Below are 22,411 nucleotides of genomic sequence, written 5' to 3'. Positions count from 1 at the left end.
AAAACAGTACCTCTCTACCTCTCTACCTCTCTTCTCTTCTCTTCTCTTCTCTTCAAAAGCAATCTCACTTAAGTCAGAAAATTTTTCCTGCTAAGCTGTTATTTTTTACACGGATGGTTAGATGCGTATAAATCAAGAAACATATAGTATGTTGTAACTAATATATATGTAGCTATTAATTAGCAAGAGAATAAAAAAACCCACAAGAAGCATAAGTTCCCGTGGGTTCAAACATGTCACTATTTAATTAGTTAAAACTTATTTGTTCTATTGCCTGCAATATACGTTTATCTGAGATTGGATAAGGTGTTCCTATCTGTTGAGCAAATAGACTCACTCTTAACTCTTCTATCATCCAGCGAATATTTTGTACATCGTCTTGCTGTTTTTGTTTTTCAGTCAATTTGCCTAACCATTGTTGCCATTGCTGTATAACATTTTCAACTCGGCTCATTTGTGCACGATCACGATTAGGATCGATAGCCAATTTTTCCATTCGTTTTTCAATCGCACTTAAATAACGAGGAATATCAGCAAGGCGTTTCCAACCGTGAGAGGTAACAAAACCAGGAAAAACTAACTGGCCAAGCTGGGCTTTAATATCAGATAATGCAAAAGCAACACTAATATCAACCCGCCCCTTTAAACGCTTATTGATGGCAAATACTTGCGTTAAAATTGCTTCAACTTGTTTAGCTATATCAACCACAGCATCATTTAGTTCTGCTCTGACATACTCTTGTAGCTTTTGATATTCGTCTTCTTGCCAAATTAAACCACCATAAGACGCGATAAGTTTATCAACACCACAAGCAATACAGTCATCAATTAAATCAAGCACTTTGCCATAAGGATTAAAATAAAGACCAAGTTTTGCTTTATTTGGTAATTTTTCATGCAGGTATTTAATCGGTGAAGGAATATTTAATAATAATAACCGTCGTACCCCTTCCCACATTGAAGCTTGCTGTTCAGTTTCTGTTTCAAAAAGCTTAATACCTACACTATTTTTTTCATCAACAAGTGCTGGATAAGCCTTCACTGAATAACCACCGCGTTTTTGCTCATAACGCTGAGGCAAATCACCAAAACTCCAAATATGCAGATTTTGCTGCTCGATACCATCATCAGCCACAGCCGATAATGTTTCTTGCACTTTTTCCTTTAAATTCTCTTTTAATTTATTGAGATCTTTACTTTCTGCCAGTGTTTTATTTTTATCGCCAACAACACGGAATGTCATTTTTAAGTGTTCGGCAACTTGATCGAGTTGCCAACTCTCTCTATCAACGGTCACGCCCGTCATACGCCGTAATTCTTTTTCAAGTCTATCGAGTAAATCACCTTCAACTTGAGGTACACGCTCTAAAAAAGCAGAAGCATAGTTAGGTGCTGGTACAAAATTACGGCGGATAGGTTTTGGTAATGACTTAATTAAGGCCACAATCAATTCATGACGAATACCCGGAATTTGCCAATCAAAACCTTCGTCTTTTACCTGATTTAAAATAGGTAATGGAATATGGACAGTGACACCATCAGCCGCAGTGCCCGGTTCAAATTGATAGGTTAAGCGTAATTTTAAATTATCTTGTTGCCAGTAGTTCGGATAATCTAATGCACTAACTCGTTTAGCATCATCTTTGATAAGCATACTTTTTTCAAAGTTAAGCAGATCAGGTGATGTTTTCTGTGCCTCTTTCCACCATTTATCAAAATGCCGAGACGAAACAACATCCTGAGGTATTCGTTGATCGTAGAAAATAAACATTGTTTCATCATCGACAAGAATGTCACGACGACGGGATTTATGTTCCAACTCTTCAACTTCTGTCCGCAATTTTAAATTGTCACGGAAAAATGCATGACGAGTTTGCCAATCCCCTTCCACTAAGGCGTGTCGAATAAAGAGTTCACGGCATAAAAGCGGATCAATTTGACTATAATTTATAGGTCGAGAGGCAACGATAGGTAAACCATACAATGTTACTTTTTCATTAGCCATTACAGCACCTTGCGCTTTTGACCAATGAGGTTCGCTATATTGATGTTTCACCAAATGTTCAGCAATAGGTTCAATCCATTCTGGTTCAATCCGAGCCGCAATTCTCCCCCATAAACGAGATGTTTCGACTAGCTCCGCCACCATTGCCCATTTAGGCGGTTTTTTGAATAGACCTGAGCCAGGATAAATAGAAAAACGAGCATTTCTTGCACCTGTGAATTCTTGTTTATCTGCATCTTTTTGTCCAATATGCGATAATAAACCGCTTAGGAGTGCAACATGAACACTTCTAAAATCAGCAGGCTCACTATTAACTGGAAAACCTAATTCTTTCACAACTTGTCGTAATTGCGTATAAACATCTTGCCACTCTCGAACGCGCATAAAATTTAAAAATTCTTGGCGACACAGTTTTCTAAACTGGGAATGACTCAACTCTTTTTGTTGAGTTTTTAAATAATCCCACATGTTTAAAAAAGACAAGAAATCAGAATCTTTATCTTGGAAGCGCCGATGTTTCTCATCAGAAGCTTGTTGTTTATCCATCGGTCTTTCACGAGGATCTTGAATTGAAAGTGCGGAAGTAATAACCATCAACTCTTTAACAGCACCATATTTACGTGCTTCAAGTACCATTCTTGCTAAACGAGGATCAATAGGAAGTTGTGCAAGTTGTTTTCCCATAGGGGTTAAACGATAAGCGCCATTGTTATCGGTTCCCTCTTGTAATGCACCTAGCTCTTCTAATAATCGAACACCATCTTGAATATTACGTTTATCGGGTGGCTGTACAAATGGAAACGCACCAATATCACCTAATCCTATTGAGGTCATTTGCAAAATAACAGATGCAAGATTAGTTCTTAATATTTCAGGATCAGTAAACTCAGCACGAGAAATAAAATCATCTTCTGAATAAAGACGAATACAAATACCATCAGAAACACGACCACAACGCCCTTTCCTTTGATTGGCTGATGCTTGAGAAATAGGCTCTATTGGAAGTCGTTGTACTTTAGTACGATAACTATAACGACTGACACGGGCGAACCCCGTATCAATAACGTATTTAATACCTGGCACAGTTAATGAAGTTTCGGCAACGTTAGTTGCTAAAATAATACGTCTGCCATTATGGGGATGAAAAATTCGATTTTGTTCACTGTTAGATAAACGGGCAAATAAAGGTAATACTTCAGTGTGGCGAAGTTGTAATTTATTCAGAGCATCAGCAGTATCGCGAATTTCTCGTTCACCACTCATAAAAATAAGAATATCACCCGCACTTTCTCGGCTTAATTCATCAATAGCATCAATAATCCCATCAGTCATATCCTTATCGCTATCCAGTTCATCACCACCAATTGGGCGATACCTCACTTCAACAGGATAAGTTCTACCTGATACTTCAATAATTGGAGCTTGACTAAAGTGTTTAGAAAAACGCTCAGGATCAATAGTTGCTGATGTAATGATGACTTTTAAATCAGGACGTTTAGGTAATAGCTGTTTTAAATAGCCAAGAATGAAATCGATATTTAAACTACGTTCATGGGCTTCATCGATAATGATCGTGTCATATTGCAGTAACAGTTTATCTTGCTGTAATTCTGCTAACAAAATTCCATCAGTCATCAATTTAACAAGTGTATTGTCACCAACATGATCGCTAAAACGAACCTTATAACCTACAGATTCTCCTAACGTACTTTTTAATTCATGAGCGATACGTTCAGCCACTGAACGTGCAGCTAAACGACGCGGCTGAGTATGCCCAATAAATCCCTTGATCCCTCGACCTAATTCAAGACAAATTTTAGGGATCTGTGTTGTCTTACCAGAGCCAGTTTCCCCTGCAATAATAACGACTTGGTTATCTCTTATTGCATTATAAATAGCATCTTTCTTTTGACTAACTGGAAGGTTTTCTGGGTAAGTAATTTCAGGACAATTAGCTTGGCGGCGAATTATCATCTGTTGTGCTGTGGTGATATCTTGCTTAATTGCACTTAATACCGCCTGTTTGGACTCTTCATTATTAATTTTAGCGACGCCACGTAGACGTTTTCTTAACCGTTGCTGCTCCCGCAACGATAATTGCTCTATTTCTTGATAGAGCATGGCAGATGATAATGTCACCTTTTATTATCCTTTTTGAGGTTATTCTAATCAAAACTAATGCCTTTATGATATCACAACAGGCTATTGGCACATAAAGGCTTGGTTAAATTTCTTAGCCTATGATTTCATATAATCAATAATTTTGAATAGCATATTCAAAGGATTGTGATGTGATATTTTAAAGATTGGGTAAACTACTATTAACTAATAAATTTAAATAAATAAAACACTTTATAGACCACGAGAAAATAATGAAAAAGATCCTTGTACTGAAATCAAGTATTTTAGATAACTACTCACACAGCAATAAAATGGCTGATTACTTGATTGAAAATTGGCAAAATAACCATAAAGATGACCTGATTACTGTACGTGATCTCGCTAAAGATACAGTACCAACATTAGACCAAGCTACTCTATTCGCTTTTGGAAAAGAAACAGCAATGCTATCTGATGAACAAAAAGTTGCCAGAGCATTATCTGATGAATTAATTAGAGAATTAAAAGCTCATGATATCATTGTTATCACGGCACCAATGTATAACTTCTCAATTCCGGCGCAGTTAAAACATTACATTGATTATATCGCTCGTGCAGGTGAAACATTTAAATACACCGAAGCGGGTTCTGTTGGTTTACTTGAAAATAAACAAGCGGTTATATTAACGAGCCGTGGTGGTATTCATAAAGATAAGCCTTCTGATCTGATTGTTCCATACCTTACACAGTTTTTAGCTTTTATCGGTATCAATGACGTACAATTTATTATGGCTGAAGGTACAGCCTTTGGTGAGGAGCACACTCAGCAATCTCATCTGCAAGCACAAAAAGAAATTGATACTGTGATTAGTACAAAAAATATCACCGCAAAATAATTAATTTTATCTTTTTATAAAAGCACCTAACCAGGTGCTTTTTTTATATCTAAATATATAAAAACATATCAATACCACTTAATTGTTTTTATAAAAAAGACCTTACTAAATTATAACTAAAAAGCCTTAAAAGAAGATAATTCTAAAACGAACTATTTTATTAAACAAATAGTTTAATGTCCGTGTTTTTAATAAAAATTAATTACTGTTTATTCTTTTATTCACCATTAAAATAAAAACATTTAATTCAATTAAATTTGATTTTTAAAGGATAAATAAATAATATTTTTTGGCTTCTAGAGATAAGAAGATTATTAAATAATTTTATTAATTCAATAAATGGAATTTGAAATGAAAAAAAATTTACTCTCAATGCTTATTTTATCTACAACTTTTTTATCAACCCAATCAAATGCGCTTGAATATACAGAAAAAAATGTAGGTACAATTACGATTAATGGTTCTGTTACAGCGAATCCCACTTGCCAATTACAAGATATACAACCTGTTCAATTACCCCCAGTTCAAGCAAATAATTTTGGAGATAATCATATAGCAAAAACGGATGCTCAACCGCTTTCCATTCAATTTACTAATTGTAGCGAAAGTCTTTCTAATATTCAGTTGAAAATTCCAAAACAAACAAAAAATTTATTAAAAAACCTAGTAGATAATGGTAGTAATGTTGATCTTGCCATTTTTGATTCAGAAAAAAACATTATTCAATTAAGTAATGAAAGACCTAAAGCATTTAATTTAAATATTGATAAAAATGCTAAAACCGCTGATTTTTCATTTGAAGTCAATTATATGAAACCAAATGGATTAGATGCAACACCCGGCTTAGTAAGATCTAGCTTATCATTTGACGTTATTTATAGTGATGTCGCTGTAGATTAATGTCTTAAAAATTAACAAAGCTGGTTATCCAGCTTTGTTTTAACACTTCCAACTTAAAAATAATATTAAATTACTATACTTAAATATAAAATGATTAAAAAAACAAAACTGACTATATTATCTATATTTAGCATTCTTCCTATTTATGGTTACACGTCAATAGAAATAAATAAGGATAAATTTATTTTTATCGAAAGCAACAATCAAGAAATTATCGAAATAAAAAATAATACAAATAGTGACTACTTTATACAAAGCTGGATTTCATACTATGATGAGAATAATGATGATGAACTACCTTTTATGATCACTCCCCCACTATTTAAAATAGAGAAAGATGAAAACTACTCCTTGAAAATTTTTAAAATAGATGAAATAGAAAAAAAAGATAGAGAAACGCTATATAGAATAAACATTAAAAGAATACCAGTACTATCTGATTCAAATGAAAATGAAAATTTATTACATATATCAATGAACTCTGTCTATAACTTAATATACAGACCGACATCAATAGAAAAAAATGCAAAAGATGCCTATAATAAAATCGAGTTTTTAAAAAAAAAAAGTAACGAGCTTATTATAAACAATCCCACACCCTACTTTATTACTTTGCTTAATATCAGTTGCAATGATGTATTATTGGTTAATAAAAGTAAAACAATACCACCATTTAAAAAATGGAACACAAAAAATAAAATTAAAAAAGATGGATTGATAAAATGGAAAACAATAGATCAGTTTGGTGTGGAAATAAATGCAACAGATAAGGCCATAATTAATGAAGATTAAGTTTAAAAAAAAAGAGATCACTTTCTTTATTTTAATGTCTATTTATTACAAAGATACTTTCGCTCAAAATAATTCCCTCTCTCTTTATTCTAATTCATTTTCTAATATTAGTGATGATACCATTAAACTCCTTCTTGAAGATAAAAAACCAGAAGGATTTTATCACTCTATTATTTATGTTAATAACAGAAAAAAAATGGTAAGGCTCCTTTATTTTAAAAATATAGATAACAAGTTAATTCCTTGTATTTCTATCAATGATTTAACCTCTCTTGGTATTGATACTGACTTTTATAAAATCAAAAAAGAAAATCAGGAAATGATTCCTTTAATCGATTATTCGATTGATTTTAAATATCAATTTTCCAATCAAAAATTAAACTTAATCATTCCACAAAAAGCATTAATAAGAAAAACGGACTATGTCATCAATGAACAAGATTGGGATAATGGAATTACCGCATTATTCACTCAATATTCCTATTGGGTTAAATATCATCAAAAAAAAACATTTGAACAAAAACTTAAATTACACTCAGGAATTAACATGGGGGCTTGGCGTATACGTAGTCAAAATGAGTTTAATTGGACAAAAGATAACTATCAATCTAAGCTTTCATCAATTTACACCTATCGACAAATTAATTCTTTTTCTTCTCTTTTTTATACTGGCAAATTTTCACCTACAACACGAATATTATCAAATGATAAAATTATTGGCTTTCAATTAATATCCAATAATTTAATTTCAAATAGAAATCTTTATGCTAACAGCCCTATTATTGAAGGAACTGCTGATACACAAGCTCAAGTTATCATAAAACAGGGTGATAAGATCATCTATGAAACGACAGTTCCTCCCGGCCCTTTTCTTCTAAATTCATTACCTTCTATAGGTAGTGAAAAACTTATTTTAGAGATCAAAGAAACAGATGGAAGAGTAAAGGTTTCAACACACTATTTTACATCATTACCTAATCAATTAAATAAAGGGAGTTATCAATATAATATCATCTCAGGTACATTACCTAACCATCCTAATAATAAAAGTGCTCTTTTTATTTTGAGCGAATTTTCATATGGATTGAGTCAAAAAATCACTTCTTACAGCGCAATAAAAAAGCAGGATAATCAACAAAAATATTTATCTGGATTATCTCTAGATTTAGGTTTTTTAGGTGGCTTGGCGACAGATATAAGTTATGAAAAAAATAACAATGATAAAATTAAATATCAGTTTCGTTATCAGAAAAACATTCCTATTACACAAACTTACTTTACTTCTGGGATGTCTTTTTATCAATATCTAGATAATTCATTATCAAAAAATCGCATTAAAAAAAATTATTCATTATCTTTATCTCAGAATATTAATGAGTTAGGCTTTATCTCTTTGTATTATTACGATAAAAAATACCATAATTCATCGAAAGAATTTGAAATTGGAGCATCTTTTTCATCCTCATTTAATAGAGTGAATTATCATTTAAAGTATGATTTCAAAAAAGAAAAGCATTTTCCAGATCATTATTTTTCATTTAATTTTCATATTCCTATAGGGGACAGCGAACATTATCAATGGATTAATAATCAAACAAATTATCAAATTAATAATAAGCGTTATACAAACAGTACAAATATAGGTGGTACATTACTCAATAATAATTTAGGATATTCGATAAACTATCAACATACACATCACCCTAAAAGAAAATATAATCAATTTTCTGCTAACACAAGATATCAAAATAATTATCAATCTTATAGTTTTTCTGGAAATAAGTCAGAGAATAATTACAATCTTAACTTTTTAGTTAATGGTGCATTGGTGCTTCATTCAGAAGGTATTACTCTGACCCCCCGTTTAGGAAAAACCTTTGCATTAGTTAATACACAAGGTATTACTGGTATTAAAACATCATTCTCACCTAATTTAGAAACAGATAACTTTGGCAACTTAATTTTGAATAACATTACGCCTTATCGAATAAACAAAATCAAACTAAATGTGGCAACACTCCCCCAATCCGTTGAAACAGAATATTATAGTAAAAGCATTATTCCTACATTAGGTGCAATATCTAAAGTTACTTTTCCAATGAAAACAGGCTACCGTATTATTTTTAAATCAAAAAAGCCCCTTCCTTTTGCCTCAAAAGTTACCGTACTAGATAAAAAGGATAATATTATTTCTCAGGGATTTGTAACAGAAAAAAATATTATTTTTCTTTCTGGCATTCCTGATAATGGATTAATAAAAGTAAAATGGGGTAAAGATAAACAGTGTCAGTTTAATTATAATTTAAGTTTTGATGAAAAGAAAAAAAATCTGATAAAAAAAGAAATTACCTGTCTTTAAATTTAATTTATTAAGAGAAATCATGAAAACTATTATCTATTTAATTATTATATTACTACTTTCATCTTTTTCATTGCCATCAACAGCTAGACGTGGTGATCATGAAATTTCCTCAAGTTGTAATATTGATTATATCTATGAAAATATTAGCGATAGACTTTCTGTTAATAAAAATGATTTTTCGTCACATGCAGCAGGAACATTAGCAGATATTGACAACCATATTATTATTATTGTCATAAATGATTGTTCTAAAAGCAATGGGGATATTCGCTTAAAAATTGAAAATACAAGTATTGATAATACTACAGGTTACTTGAAAAATATGATTAGTGCTCCCGATGCAAGCAATAATATTGCATTTCAATTATTGTACAATGAGGAAGAAAGACCTATTAATCTTAATAAAACGAGCGAATTTTCTGAAGAATTGATTGATGGAGAGGCTGAATTCTACTTTTCAGTTAACTATGTTAAAAAAGATAGTATGCCTCCTGCCCCCGGTTATATACGCTCAAATATTAATTTCATTGTCATGATCAATAACGATATTGTTAATTTTAATGATTAGTCATTAAAATTAACAATAAAAAGCACGATAGATATTTATAATATATCGTGCTTTAAAAATTAAATAAGGTTAAGTCTCTATTTAAGATTTAACTATTTTTTTACCCATTTTCCATTAATACCCTTTACAAACTCACCTTCATTAGCTCTTGCGACTAATTTTTCACCTGCAAGTCGAGCAACAGAATCAGGTGTTACTTGGTTAGTTTTAGCAATTTCAGCATATTTTACTTTTCTTGCTTGATTTATTTCATCTGCAAGTTGTTGAGCCTGCTTGTTATTAGTTTGCACAAGCTCAATATAACCACTAAAGGTTTCTCCTACCAATCCTTGCGATCTTGCTTCATCAAGCGTTAATGCTATAGCATTTGCACTAGTTAAAACTATCATTAGACCAAAGCTTAGGAGATATTTTTTATAATTCATCATTTATCCTTTAAAAAATGGCGCTGTTATTTTTTAAGAGATCTTCAACTTGCCGGTCTATTTTTACATTAATCTCATGTTCAATTTTAACATTCATATTAATATTAATCGGCTTATCGGGCGTAGCGACTTCTAATCGAATACATCCTGTTAACACCGATATTCCCATCATTAAAGCCGTTAATAAAAATAGTTTTTTTAAAAATAAGGGTTTCACTCTGACTCACTCCCTAAATCTGATAAGCTTTTTTCTAACCACTCTTCCAATTGTGAGCCAAATCGTAAACTTCGCCATAATTGAAAGACATTTTCTTCGTGCCGATAATTGAGATTAACTTGCCGGCGTTTATCTTCTAGAGGATTCGTTCCTTGAATTTCAGCCTCTAATATTAACTCACCTAAATTACTTAAATTAACGCGAGTCCAAGAACGGCTGATTTCTAAATAACGTAACCATGCCATAGCAATGCCTGCTGACATATTATTATCGTCAATTGAATCAACAAAATCTTTATCGAGTCTTAACGTCAAGTAAGATGAATTAGCAAGCCATCCATCTTTAATAATCCATTGATTATTATTAATAAAGAATGGAAATTCACCACTAACTTTACCTGATGCCGCAAACTGCGTCACTTTTAACAAAGTAAAAAGATGACTTAATTGAATGTTATCAAGAGAAATAATCGCCGCATCATGTTGTGGAATTTTGAGTTTTTCCAATGAAATGGTTCCATCAAGCATGGCTACATTCACATTAGATAAAACTAACGGTTTATTTTCTGTTGCAGGGTAAAAACCTTGAAGATCAGCCGTAATATCCGTCATATCAAAAAGATTATTAACACGCTTTATACGTAGCTGGACAGGCTGTTTAACACCTAATTGCCACTCGTCGCCATTTAAACGCCAAGGCAAAATAAAATCTAAACCTTCTAAAATACCATCTTTAAGCCACATTCCCCCTTGCTTAACAACAAGATGACCACCGGCAATTAATCCTTGTTCTGGTGCAATAGAAAAGTCTGCTTGGGTATAGAGTTCACCTTTATCAAGAGTGATCCCTAAGTCTTCAGGTAAGAGCGATTGAAAAACATTAATAGGTTGTGAAGGCCAACGCATTTGCCCTCTTAATCTTGCGCCATCCCAACGTGTATTTATTGCAATTGGTCCTATATTGGGTTTGGCACTTAATTCACCTTTCATATTAAAATTGAAGGGTGATTTACCACTGATTGTGGCAATAAAATCGGTTCTATCTAGAAAGCCACCAGCGGGAAAGTCTATACGTTGACTGGTTAATTTTAATTTTCCACCAAATGTTGGTTTTTTCTCATCTCTTACCCAACGGAATGGGCTCTCTAAAGATAATCGAGGTGCCGTCATCGTTGTATTTTGGTATTTTAAAACATCAAACCCTGTATGAAGTTTTTCAAAACTGACCAATTTATCAGTCCAATACCCTGTACCTGCAATATCCCAACGAGCTTTTAAAGGCAATAAATTTCCTTCCCCCCAATAACGCCATTGCCACATTCCATTATCAGGTAAAAAATCAATTGCTTTACCTTGAAAATGAATACGATAGTCGCCCCAAATACTGTCTTGTGCGACAACAATCGCATTTAAATGTCCGTTAAAACCTTTTGATGAAAATGTTGTTCCTGCTAATGGTAAGCGAGCATCTTTTATAGTGAGCGTTTCAGTTAATGGGCCTTTAAAGCGAAGTAATGAACCAGATTGAAATTCAATAGTAGGATCAGCTAATGTTCCCGTTACATAAACAGGTAATTGCGTACTGGCTTGCATTAATTGTTTATTAACCACACCAGTAATTTGAATAGGAATATGTGCATCTAGCAAATTTACGGCTGTTTCAGGGATCGAAATGACTAAATTTCCTTTTCCTGCATTACCTTCTGTCATTACATTTAATCGTGCAGTTAATCTTAAATCAGACAGGCCTTTTTGCCATTGGGCAATATTAATATTAACGCCACCACGTAATGGTTGATCTAGTCCAAACCATTCCCAACGACCTTGTTCAATCTTTATATTTTCGGGAGTAACATGCCAAGGTAATAAAGCTAATGCATGGCCTCCCCCTTGTTCCGCAAGTGAAATAGTGCCTGATTGTCCCACCCATTCAAGAATAAGAACTAAGGGATAAGCATAATGGGAGGTTAATAAAGTCGCATCAATCATACCTTTTTCAGGTAATGAGGCAATATCAAGGGGTAATGCTATTTCAGCAGCAAGTTCAATATTATTGTTATCAGGTAAATTTACTTTAAATTGCTTTATATCTAGCCATTTATTGTCTCTAATAAAAATACCAAGTTGAGCATTTTCTCCTTGGTACGTCACTAATCGGCCACCTTGTTGTGTCTTTAGCTGTAGCGCACCTTGATAGCGAGTATTTTCTTTTAAAAGTACATTTTCTATATTGACGGCTAAGTACGGTATCGATGTTAATAATGAATTTATCTCAACAGGCACTGTTGCCGTTTCTTCCTGTTTATTAGGTGGCATCGTTGAAAAACAATGTTCATCAATAGTGAGCTGCTGGCTATTAAATTGCAGTTTATCAATCTGTTCTTTTCGATAAGAAAAAACAAAGTTGTCAATACTTGCTAAAGTACAACTGGCTGTCGTTAATGCGATATTCTCAATAGAAATACCTGCTCGCTGTAATTGAGGCTGGGATAATGAAAGTGAGACACCTTCAGGTAGGTAAGATTTAGCAATAACAGGCAACCAACGAGGGATAGACGCCCACAACGCAGTGCCGATTAGGCCTACACCTACCAGTATCGTCCCTGTCCATTTGATTGTTTTTCTTAACAACACATCATATTCCTTTTAAACAAACCTGAATCATCCACTTACCTCGCTAAATTGTTTATAATGATAGTATTAATTTCTTTCATATTGGGGCAGGATAATTCTTGTTTTTCCAGCCTCTGAACAAAAATTTTAATCGAGAGTAGAGAAGACTGGATGAAAATCGTTTCCTATAGTACTAAACATTATGATCGTAAGCACATGGAATGGGTCAATCAACATAATGGATATCATTATGATATTGAATATTTCGATTTTAATTTGACAGAACAAACCGCAAAAAATGCCGTTGGCGCAGATGCTGTTTGTATTTTCGTCAATGACGATGCAAATCGCGCGGTTTTGCAGGAACTAGCTAGCCTTAATATTCGCATACTTGCTTTACGCTGTGCGGGCTTTAATAACGTTGACTTAGAAGCAGCTGCTGAATTGGGTATCACGGTTGTCCGTGTTCCAGCCTATTCACCAGAGGCTATTGCAGAACATGCTGTTGGTATGATGCTCTCCTTAAATCGCCGTATACACAGAGCATATCAGCGTACTCGCGATGCAAACTTCTCATTAGAAGGTCTAACCGGTTTTAATATGCATAACCGCACTGCGGGTATTATTGGTACTGGCAAAATTGGATTAGCAACATTACGCATATTAAAAGGTTTTGGTATGAAATTACTGGCCTATGATCCTTACCCAAATCAAGCCGTACTTGATTTGGGTGCTGAATATGTCGATTTAGCTACAATTTACGCAAACTCTCATGTGATTTCATTACATTGCCCGTTAACCGCAGATAACCATCATTTATTAAATGAAGCTGCTTTTGCACAAATGAAAGACGGTGTGATGATTATTAACACCAGCCGTGGTGCATTAATTGACTCTGCTGCAGCGATTAATGCTTTAAAACAAGGCAAAATTGGTGCCTTGGGTATGGATGTTTATGAGAATGAACGCGATCTTTTCTTTGAAGATAAATCCAATGACGTTATTCAAGACGATATTTTCCGTCGCCTTTCTTCTTGTCATAATGTGTTATTTACTGGGCATCAAGCATTCTTAACTGAAGAAGCACTGATCAGTATTAGTGAGACAACATTACATAATATTAAAGAAGTTGCTTCAGGCAATACCTGTATAAACCAAATTAAAGCGTAATACTCAGCATTTAGATTAAAGTAATAAAAAAGCAAAAGCCCGCTTGACATAATTTTGCCAAGGGGGCTTTTTTATCAGTGATAAATGTCGCGTTTACTTCTCTTGGGCATCGAGAATCTCAGCTGATTTTGTAACACCAAAGCGAGATAATTTTTCGTTATCTTCATCGACTTTAAATTGTGAAACCAAGTTAGCTAATTGATGAGCTTCATCATCCATATTGGCTGTAATTGCTGCTGACTCTTCAACTAATGCTGCATTTTGCTGCGTTACAGTATCCATCTCACTTACTGCTAACGCAATTTGATTGATCCCCATACTTTGCTCATTAGAAGCAAGGGCAATCTGTTGCATAAAATCATTTACTTGATTAATTGTCGTCACGATCTCTGACATCGAACGACCCGCTTGAGCCACTTGCTGAGAGCCTACATGAACTTTATTAACAGAATGAGTGATGAGTTCATTAATTTCTTTAGCGGCTTCTGCACTACGGCTTGCTAAATTACGCACCTCTGACGCAACAACGGTAAATCCACGACCTTGCTCACCGGCTCTAGCTGCTTCAACGGCAGCGTTTAAAGATAAAATATTGGTTTGGTTTGCAATACTATTAATGATGTCATTGATATCTGCTATTTTCTTCGCACTTTCAGAGATTGAAGACATGGTTTCTACCACGCTATCCATAACACTCTCGCCATTTTGAGCAGAGCTTGTCGCTGTAAGAGCTAATTTACTGGCTTCTCGTGAGTTATCCGCATTTTTTTCAACCGTTGTTTTAATTTGCTCCATACTTGCAACCGTTTCTTGTAATGCACTTGCTTGCTCTTCAGTACGAGAAGATAAATCCGTGTTTCCTGTCGCAATTTCGCTTGCACTCACACTAATGGTGTTAACAGCATTTTTGACGGAAGAGATCATATGGCTGAGTGAATTTTTCATCTTATTCATTTCATTGAACAATTGACCAAATTCATTATTCCCATGATTTTCCACTCGCATACTTAAATCACCTTGGCTCATCTTGCTAAAAATATCGATAAGTATTTTGATATTGCCAATAAAGGTATGAGAGAACCAACGTAATATAAAGATAAATAATAGAATAACGATAACGCCAGTTGTAATCGATACTATCATCAAGCGTTCTTGTGATACTTTTGCAATATCGATATAGCTATTTTCGATACCATTAGCTACAGCATAATATTGCATGGTGATATCGTTTAGCTCATCCATTTTTACGCTAGCAGAATGTGTTGTCAGCTCACCTCGGCGCAATCGCTCTAACGCCCCCGTAAAAATATCGAGCAGTTCATCAAAACGTTTTGTCATATCGTCTGCTATTTCACGCCCTTCCATCGTTAGCTTTTCAGCATCTGCCCAACGGTGGATCTCTTCACGGGTAATTTCAATATACTCGGCTGTTTGATGAAAATATTTTGCAGATGGTTTTTCATTAACTCTTAATTGCCCATCTAACCCATTAATATTTGCCCTGATCACAGCCATTTGATATCGAGCTTTACCCATTAGCAACATTTGCTGACTTAGGCTATTTGATGAAACGAAATTATTATAAGATCGAGTGGAAGCATCATAACTAAAATAAATAATGCTCATAATCAACGCAAATAAAATGGCCAGCATGACCTTAACGGTCTTTTCTATACTGATATTTTTAAACATGGTCATATTCCATCAAAATATACAGAGTTTTTTACCTGTACATTTGTAAGATATCAGAATGCACCCTTTCTCTGACAAAGAGTATATTCCCTGGTGTAATAAAGTAAGGCTAAAATTTATTCATTAGAATATAAAGGCACATAAGATCTGCCTTTGTTTATAATGTCGGTAATAATGAGAGAAAACTTTAGAGTCTAGTGAAAAGCATTTTTCATTTACTAAATAAACGATTGTTTTATCCAGCCAGAGATAAATTAACTCTATAATATCCCGCAATGATGCTGATTTTACTCAGAAAAAGATAATTTATTAAATATTTTTTAGTTTTTGCACTTTGTTTTATTTATTCTTACACTGTCTCTTTATAGGTATTCCTACCTATTAACATTAATTTATTTAATTACATTATTTATTTAAACCCAATATTAAAAATAGTTTATTTCCAATAAAAATAAGATAGTTTCCTAAAACCATCTTATTTGTCTCTTTATTGAGTTACATTTCGCTTTATTAAGAAATTTAAATGATCTTTTTTATTAATAACGTTTCTGTTAGTTCAATAAGTCTTATCACATTCAATGGTGCATCTCTTTTTTTTAGTTCATCCAAAGAAAGCCATTGGAAAGATTTATTTGTCAATTGACTGTTTTTTAGCGGTTTACAAAGATAAATCATATCAATGTGATAATGAAATCCTTGTTTTTTATCATGAATAGGTTCTTTTAAAATAGCGAGGGGTTTAACAAGCTCAATAACATCACCATTATTTAAATCAAGATTTAAACCAAGGTTAAATTCCGGCTGGTAACACAAGCATTCACACAATAAGCCCGTTTCTTCTTCTATTTCTCTTAATGCAGCATTTTGTGGTTCTTCATTTTCTTCGATATGGCCTCCTGGTGGTAGCCAATATCCTATCTTAGGATGTAAATGGAAAAGAAACTGCCCTTGTTCATTAAATACAATACCTGTTGCAGTGAAATGGCTTTTAGGTACATCTATTGTCATAACATGCGTATCCTTAAGTTTTATAATCTTGTTCCAATGTACATCAAATCATTATATTTTTTGTGCTATTGATTATTTTTCACATTTGCTGAAGCTTGTTTTATTCCCATCAAAAAATCAAAAAAAATCCTCTTAAAATCCTTGCAGGCATTTTCTTGTAATGTGGCTTCATTTTTTAAGTTAATCGCAATATGAGTGAGAAAACCATAGATTAAATTAACGACAATATCAGGAGAGTAAGTGCAAATTTCTTGCTTAGAATAGAGTGTTTCTACGCAGAATTTGATTCGAGGAATAAGAATTTGTGCATCAATTTCATCCCATTCCTTCCAACCCAAAACTGAAATAATCTCTTGTAGCGGAATAAGCTTGTCTTTATGTTGGTAGATATGATCAACACAAAAACTAAAAATGGCCTCAAGTTCTTGCCATTTATCATCATAAGTAGGAATTTTAACCAGTTGCTTCATAACGTTATCAACTTGAAAAAGATAGCACTCTTTTAACAGTGCTTTCTTATTACTAAAATGATGATAAAACGCCCCTTTCGTCACTCTTGCATGACGTGATATTTCATCAATGGAAACATCACAATAGTTTTGATTTATAAATAGTTCTTGTGCCGCTTCACGTAACGCCGTGCGTGTTTGCTCTGAATTCTCTTGTTGCCGTGATTTTATTTTCATGATAAAACCCTTAAAACATACCATAAGTATGTAATAATATATGGGTATCAGTTTCGTGTAAACTGAACAAAATATTTTCAGGAAATTATCATGTCATCTCAGTACAATGGGCTTATCCCCTCGAATACCTTATCCACATTTAATATAGAAATTATCAAAGAACTTCTTCTCTGGATTGAGGTAAATCTGGAAAAACCGTTGCTACTTGATGATGTGGCGATTAAATCTGGCTATACAAAATGGCACTTGCAGCGTGTATTTAAACAAGCAACGGGTTTAACACTGGCTTCCTATATTCGTGGACGGCGTTTAACCAAGGCGGCAACAGAATTGCGGTTGACAAAATTACCTATCCTTACTGTGGCATTACGCTATCAGTTTGATTCTCAACAATCTTTTACTCGCCGCTTTAAAGCTACATTTGGCGTTACGCCGACTGAATACCGTAAACTGGATAATCTTTGTGGTAATAATTTTCAGCCGCCAATTAATTTTGATGTTGTTGATCTGCCCATTCCTAAAATTATGGATTTACCAGATAGCTATGTTTATGGCATGCAATATCAATATTTTTGCTCTATAGAAGATATTGGTAAATTACATGAAGATATTCGTCATCAATTTTGGAATGATTTTTTACTTTATACAGATAAAAACTTTACAGAAAGTACAGTGCTTATTTCTTATCAGCCCAATACATTACGTAAAAATAAAATCCAAATTGACTATGAGATTGGCTTAAATAGTTTAGATCACTTTACAAAAACCAGTGGATTTAGAAAAAGAGTGATTGAAGGTGGGCGTTATGTTCGATTTCAATTTAAAGGAACGTTAGAAGAATATAAGCAATTTGCGATGAAGATTTATTTTTATACATTACCCGCATTAGGCTTATGTCGCCGGTTAGGCGCTGATATTGAACGATATGTCAGTATAGAAACTGACGTTGATTTAATGGAAATACCCCGTACTTTAGAAATTGATTATTACGTGCCAATTCACTGATTTATTCTCAAATAGCCTGACTCGTTCAGGCTATTCTTATTAAGAGTATATTAATTTTATAGTGATGAGCTATGTAATGGCTTTTTCAACTCTTGTTTCTACTAAATAATTGACTAAATTAATGAGTTGTCCCTCAAAAAATAAATATTATTTTTCCTTCTGCTCTCTCTACACAAGTGGATCTATATATCATGCATATTTCACTTCTCTTTTTATTATCTGCTTTTTTGTTACCTTCTTTTACCAGTTATGCAGAAATCTCTACCCATACCCTTTTGCGTACAGAGGACAGTGAAATTAACTATTATTTAGATAAACGAGCGGAAAACAATCAAACTTTACTTGTATTAATGCAAGGTTCTGATTGTAACAGCATCAAAAATAATGCATTTATTCAAGAAATATTTGGGCAATGGTTACCCAATAGCGATGTTTTGATGGTGGAAAAATATGGTATTACTGCTCAATTATCTTATTTTCAAAGCGGAGAAGAACGGGCTGATTGCCCTAAAGAGTATACACTTCATGATAACCCCAACCAAAGAATGCAAGATTATGATGCAGTTTTAGATGAATTATCCCCTCATTATCCGAATATTGTTTTAATCGGCGGAAGTGAAGGTGCGACGATGGTGCATTTAGTGGTAGCTAAACGTAACGATATTAACGCGGCTGTCGCTTTAAATGGCGGTGGACGATTTTTTCTTGATGATGTTCTTTATAACATCCGTTATACCACACCAAAAGAACACGTTGAAGATGCGGTAAAAGGCTTTCAACAATTTGCTGATGCAATAAAAAATAACCAAATTGATGATGACCAAAATATTGGTGAACATAGTCCTTTATGGTGGAAACAGTTTTTTGCAATTGATTTACTTAATGTTATTAAAAATAATACTCAAACTCCTGTTCTTATTATCCAAACGCTCAATGATACTAATGTGAACGTCGAGGCTTTCCACCTACTGAATCAGAGTATTAATCAACCTAATATAAATTTCATTAAGTACGATAAGTTAGATCATGGATTTTATAATGAACAAGGTGAGCGTTTAACAGATGAAATAATCAATGATATCCAACAGTGGTATTTGAGGATCGTAAAATAAATTGATCTTTTTTATTAGCCTTATTCTTATTCTTCTATACTTTACCTGTAATAGAATTACTTATAACTGATTTAACGCAGGATCTTTTTATCGTTAATTCTGTATAATGATAATTATTCTCTCTTCTAAGTTTGGAATAAGAATGGAAAGCACACTTTTACGACTTGATAAAATAGGTTATCAAGTCAATAACAAAAAAATTCTTGATAATATCAATTTTGAACTTCACCCTAGCGAATTTAAACTTATCACCGGTCCTTCTGGTTGTGGTAAAAGCACCTTGCTTAAGATTATCGCTTCTCTGCTCTCTCCCACCAGCGGTTCTATTTTCTTTGAGCAGAAAGATTATTTAACCCTCTCTCCTGAAGAATATCGTCAACAAGTATCTTACTGTACACAAACACCCATGTTATTTGGTGAAACGGTTTACGATAATCTTAAATTTCCTTATTTTTTACGAAAAGTCTCCGTTGATGATAAGAAAATTGCACACGATTTAGATTATTTTTGTTTGCCTATTTCTATTAAGGAAAAAGGAATAAACGAGCTGTCAGGTGGAGAAAGGCAACGTATTTCGCTGATAAGAAACTTACAATTTATGCCAAAAATCTTATTACTTGATGAGATAACCAGTGCATTAGATGAAGATAACAAAACAAAAGTGAATGAGGTTATTCATCATTATGTTAAAGATCAAAAACTCGCTGTTTTATGGGTCACTCACGATCAAAATGAAATAAAACATGCCGATGATGTGATCTTATTATCTTCTCATAATAATGATTAATTTGTTTATTTTTTTATCAGTTACCCTTTAGCGATGAGCGAACATACTATTATGAACGAACATACGATAAGTAATGAGTCACTTATTTTCTCGCTGTTATTAGTACTTGTGGCAATCTTTATTAGCCACAAAGAAAAATTATCATTAGAAAAGGATATTATTTGGAGTACCGCAAGGGCCATTGTCCAACTCTTAATTGTTGGCTATGTATTGACCTATATATTCCATGTAGACCATTTTATTCTCACCTTTTTAATGGTGCTATTTATCTGTTATAACGCGGCACATAACGCCCAAAAACGCAGTAAATATGTTAAAGATATTTTTCTTATCTCTTTTGCTGCTATTACCACAGGGGCATTATTAACCCTAACTATTTTATTACTCACCAGTTCGATTGCTTTTACTCCTATTCAAATCATTCCTATTACCGGAATGATTGCAGGTAACGCAATGATAGCAACTGGTCTTTGTTATAATAATTTAGGGCAACGTTTTCAAAATCAGCAACAGCAATTACAAGAGATGTTAAGCCTTGGAGCTACCCCTAAATTAGCCTCAATGAGTATTATCAGAGACAGTATTAAATCTTCATTAATCCCAACGGTTGATGCAGCAAAAACAGTTGGTATTGTAAGCTTACCAGGTATGATGTCAGGCCTTATTTTTGCAGGGGTTGATCCATTACAAGCCGTGAAATATCAAATTATGGTGACGTTTATGTTGATGGCAACAGCCAGCATTTCGACCATAATTGCATGTTACTTAACCTATAAAAAATTCTTTAATCAACGTCATCAGCTAATTAATTTAGAAAATAGTTAATTTATATTGAAAAAGGTCACTAAATAAAGTGACCTTTTATTACTAGTATGCAGGTTTAAATAATTACTTTAATACCGTACACCCCATTTTTTTAACTAACTCACCTGCTTGAGTTTTCACATCTTGAGCGTTTTCAGGTAACTCACTCCAAAGTGTTAAACCTGTACGTGCTTCCACTTCTGCCGCTGTTACTTGGAATTCACAAAAATCTGCTTTTTTCGGTGTTTGTTGATCCATAATAAACGCCGCATAAGAGGAATTTTCTGGAGAATCATTTAGAAAAACCACTTTAAAATAAGCACTTGGAATTGTGTGATCTTTATCTGTACTTGGCAATTTACCCATATCTCTTTCATAGATAGGGCCTGTCACTGTAAAGACTTTGTGGCCTGCTTTGGCCAAATTACGCTCTTGATCTTCTAATCGTACCCACGCACCTTGGTTTAAATCTGCTTTTTGTGGTGTGATATTAGAAAGATAATTAAGTGCATTCCAACCAGGTAACGCAGCCAATGAAGCTAAAGGCGCCTGATGACCACGGTCAACTTTTAATGTGGCATTGGCATTTTTGTAATCCGCTGGCGATAAGGTCTCATCATTGCCTAAAGCCGGATCTTTTTTCCAATTACGTGCTTTACCACTACCTATGCTGTCTTTAGTTACTAAATAAGCAACCCAATCCGCAAACTTGGTTTCGCTATTATTATTTAGTGTATAAACATCTCGCTGAATAGTGGTTTCGCTTCCGCCTAATGGACAACCAATACCACAATTTTCATCATTCATTGAACGCATGGAAATATCACGCGCCGAAGTTAACAATGAAGATCCAATATTAGTATTAGGTTCAACAGTTATATCGGTATTTGCATAACTGGTGGAGATCATAAAAAATGATAAAATAATAGGTGTAATACGTTTCATATAAAATTCCTTTTTAAATAAAGAAACAAAAAAACTCGCCGAAGCGAGCTTTTTGTTAAAAGAGAAAAATCCTATTTTCTCTCGATGATGTATTCCAACTATAAACTGCAATACAAAAACCCCATCGTATTAATGAGGTTATTTTTAATCACAATTTACAGCCCAGAATTTTGCTAAGAAATAAAAAAACGGCGCGTAAGAATTCTAAAGATCAAATATCCCAAACACCGTTTATGATGAATATTTATTTTCACTGTCCCAAAAAGCAAAAAACCCCGCATTAAGCGAGGTTTAAAACTTATTAGGTTTGGTGAAGACTAAATTT

Annotated in this window: 18 protein-coding genes; 10 read left to right on the top strand and 8 right to left on the bottom strand. The window is 33.6% G+C overall.

Annotated features, from left to right (window positions below):
* Positions 1-247: 247 nt before the first annotated feature.
* Positions 248-4,126: an ATP-dependent RNA helicase HrpA gene (gene hrpA, locus ABN217_RS02635; RefSeq protein WP_349439201.1), complete on the bottom strand. Its 3,879-nt coding sequence runs from the start codon at positions 4,124-4,126 to the stop codon at positions 248-250.
* Positions 4,127-4,377: 251 nt separating this feature from the next.
* On the opposite strand from hrpA, the gene ABN217_RS02630 reads away from it, so the two are divergent.
* The 5 genes from ABN217_RS02630 to ABN217_RS02610 all read left to right on the top strand — a co-directional run bounded on the left by ABN217_RS02630 (position 4,378) and on the right by ABN217_RS02610 (position 9,623).
* Positions 4,378-5,001, top strand: coding sequence for an FMN-dependent NADH-azoreductase (locus ABN217_RS02630; RefSeq protein ID WP_196552960.1), 624 nt, complete (start codon positions 4,378-4,380; stop codon positions 4,999-5,001).
* A gap of 351 nt (positions 5,002-5,352) precedes the next feature.
* Positions 5,353-5,901, top strand: coding sequence for a fimbrial protein (locus tag ABN217_RS02625; protein WP_196554204.1), 549 nt, complete (start codon positions 5,353-5,355; stop codon positions 5,899-5,901).
* Between the two features lie 90 nt (positions 5,902-5,991).
* Positions 5,992-6,693: a fimbrial biogenesis chaperone gene (locus ABN217_RS02620; protein ID WP_349459025.1), complete on the top strand. Its 702-nt coding sequence runs from the start codon at positions 5,992-5,994 to the stop codon at positions 6,691-6,693.
* Positions 6,683-9,052: a fimbria/pilus outer membrane usher protein gene (locus tag ABN217_RS02615; protein ID WP_349459024.1), complete on the top strand. Its 2,370-nt coding sequence runs from the start codon at positions 6,683-6,685 to the stop codon at positions 9,050-9,052. Before ABN217_RS02620 ends, ABN217_RS02615 begins: the two co-directional genes overlap by 11 nt.
* Positions 9,053-9,074: 22 nt before the next feature.
* A complete protein-coding gene (locus ABN217_RS02610; RefSeq protein ID WP_197269151.1) occupies positions 9,075-9,623 on the top strand; it encodes a fimbrial protein in 549 nt (182 codons plus the stop codon).
* A 92-nt stretch (positions 9,624-9,715) separates the two neighbouring features.
* Here the strand turns inward: ABN217_RS02610 and ABN217_RS02605 are convergent, their stop codons facing one another.
* The 3 genes from ABN217_RS02605 to ABN217_RS02595 are packed head-to-tail and all read right to left on the bottom strand — an operon-like array spanning position 9,716 to position 12,898.
* Entirely contained in the window at positions 9,716-10,048 is a 333-nt protein-coding gene (locus tag ABN217_RS02605) for a YdbL family probable chaperone protein (RefSeq protein ID WP_197269150.1), read from the bottom strand.
* Between the two features lie 10 nt (positions 10,049-10,058).
* Positions 10,059-10,265 (bottom strand): YnbE family lipoprotein, encoded by a 207-nt coding sequence (locus ABN217_RS02600; RefSeq protein ID WP_197269149.1) that lies wholly within the window; start codon positions 10,263-10,265, stop codon positions 10,059-10,061.
* Entirely contained in the window at positions 10,262-12,898 is a 2,637-nt protein-coding gene (locus ABN217_RS02595; RefSeq protein WP_197269148.1) for a YdbH family protein, read from the bottom strand. The genes ABN217_RS02600 and ABN217_RS02595 overlap by 4 nt, the downstream gene beginning before the upstream one ends.
* Positions 12,899-13,048: 150 nt before the next feature.
* On the opposite strand from ABN217_RS02595, the gene ABN217_RS02590 reads away from it, so the two are divergent.
* Positions 13,049-14,047 (top strand): 2-hydroxyacid dehydrogenase, encoded by a 999-nt coding sequence (locus ABN217_RS02590; RefSeq protein WP_196554197.1) that lies wholly within the window; start codon positions 13,049-13,051, stop codon positions 14,045-14,047.
* A 93-nt stretch (positions 14,048-14,140) separates the two neighbouring features.
* Here ABN217_RS02590 and ABN217_RS02585 read toward each other — a convergent pair whose 3' ends face one another.
* The 3 genes from ABN217_RS02585 to ABN217_RS02575 form a co-directional block, all read right to left on the bottom strand.
* On the bottom strand, positions 14,141-15,739 hold the full coding sequence (locus tag ABN217_RS02585; protein ID WP_196554196.1) for a methyl-accepting chemotaxis protein: 1,599 nt from the start codon (positions 15,737-15,739) through the stop codon (positions 14,141-14,143).
* A gap of 519 nt (positions 15,740-16,258) precedes the next feature.
* The gene (locus ABN217_RS02580; RefSeq protein WP_115349814.1) at positions 16,259-16,747 is read right to left on the bottom strand and encodes an NUDIX hydrolase; all 489 of its coding nucleotides are present in this window, start codon (positions 16,745-16,747) and stop codon (positions 16,259-16,261) included.
* Positions 16,748-16,812: 65 nt separating this feature from the next.
* On the bottom strand, positions 16,813-17,433 hold the full coding sequence (locus tag ABN217_RS02575; RefSeq protein WP_115349815.1) for a TetR family transcriptional regulator: 621 nt from the start codon (positions 17,431-17,433) through the stop codon (positions 16,813-16,815).
* Between the two features lie 90 nt (positions 17,434-17,523).
* Here ABN217_RS02575 and ABN217_RS02570 point away from each other — a divergent pair, with 90 nt between their 5' ends.
* From ABN217_RS02570 to fetB, 4 genes are all read left to right on the top strand, one after another.
* The gene (locus ABN217_RS02570; RefSeq protein ID WP_196554195.1) at positions 17,524-18,438 is read left to right on the top strand and encodes a helix-turn-helix domain-containing protein; all 915 of its coding nucleotides are present in this window, start codon (positions 17,524-17,526) and stop codon (positions 18,436-18,438) included.
* A gap of 191 nt (positions 18,439-18,629) precedes the next feature.
* Entirely contained in the window at positions 18,630-19,550 is a 921-nt protein-coding gene (locus ABN217_RS02565; RefSeq protein ID WP_197269147.1) for an acyl-CoA thioester hydrolase/BAAT C-terminal domain-containing protein, read from the top strand.
* A gap of 142 nt (positions 19,551-19,692) precedes the next feature.
* A complete protein-coding gene (gene fetA, locus ABN217_RS02560) occupies positions 19,693-20,337 on the top strand; it encodes an iron efflux ABC transporter ATP-binding subunit FetA (protein ID WP_072068187.1) in 645 nt (214 codons plus the stop codon).
* 51 nt (positions 20,338-20,388) lie between these two features.
* Positions 20,389-21,162 carry an iron efflux ABC transporter permease subunit FetB gene (gene fetB / locus ABN217_RS02555; RefSeq protein WP_197269146.1) on the top strand — a complete coding sequence of 258 codons (774 nt, stop codon included), beginning with the start codon at positions 20,389-20,391 and terminating at the stop codon, positions 21,160-21,162.
* A 63-nt stretch (positions 21,163-21,225) separates the two neighbouring features.
* On the opposite strand, the gene ABN217_RS02550 is transcribed toward fetB, so the two are convergent.
* Positions 21,226-22,050: a DNA/RNA non-specific endonuclease gene (locus ABN217_RS02550; RefSeq protein ID WP_371032478.1), complete on the bottom strand. Its 825-nt coding sequence runs from the start codon at positions 22,048-22,050 to the stop codon at positions 21,226-21,228.
* Between the last annotated feature and the right edge of the window lie 361 nt (positions 22,051-22,411).

The organism is Proteus sp. fly-1067 (genome assembly GCF_040139345.1).
Classification (GTDB): domain Bacteria; phylum Pseudomonadota; class Gammaproteobacteria; order Enterobacterales; family Enterobacteriaceae; genus Proteus; species Proteus vulgaris_B.
Note: the sequence above shows the minus strand (reverse complement) of the source record. Positions and strands in the feature narration are given on the sequence as shown.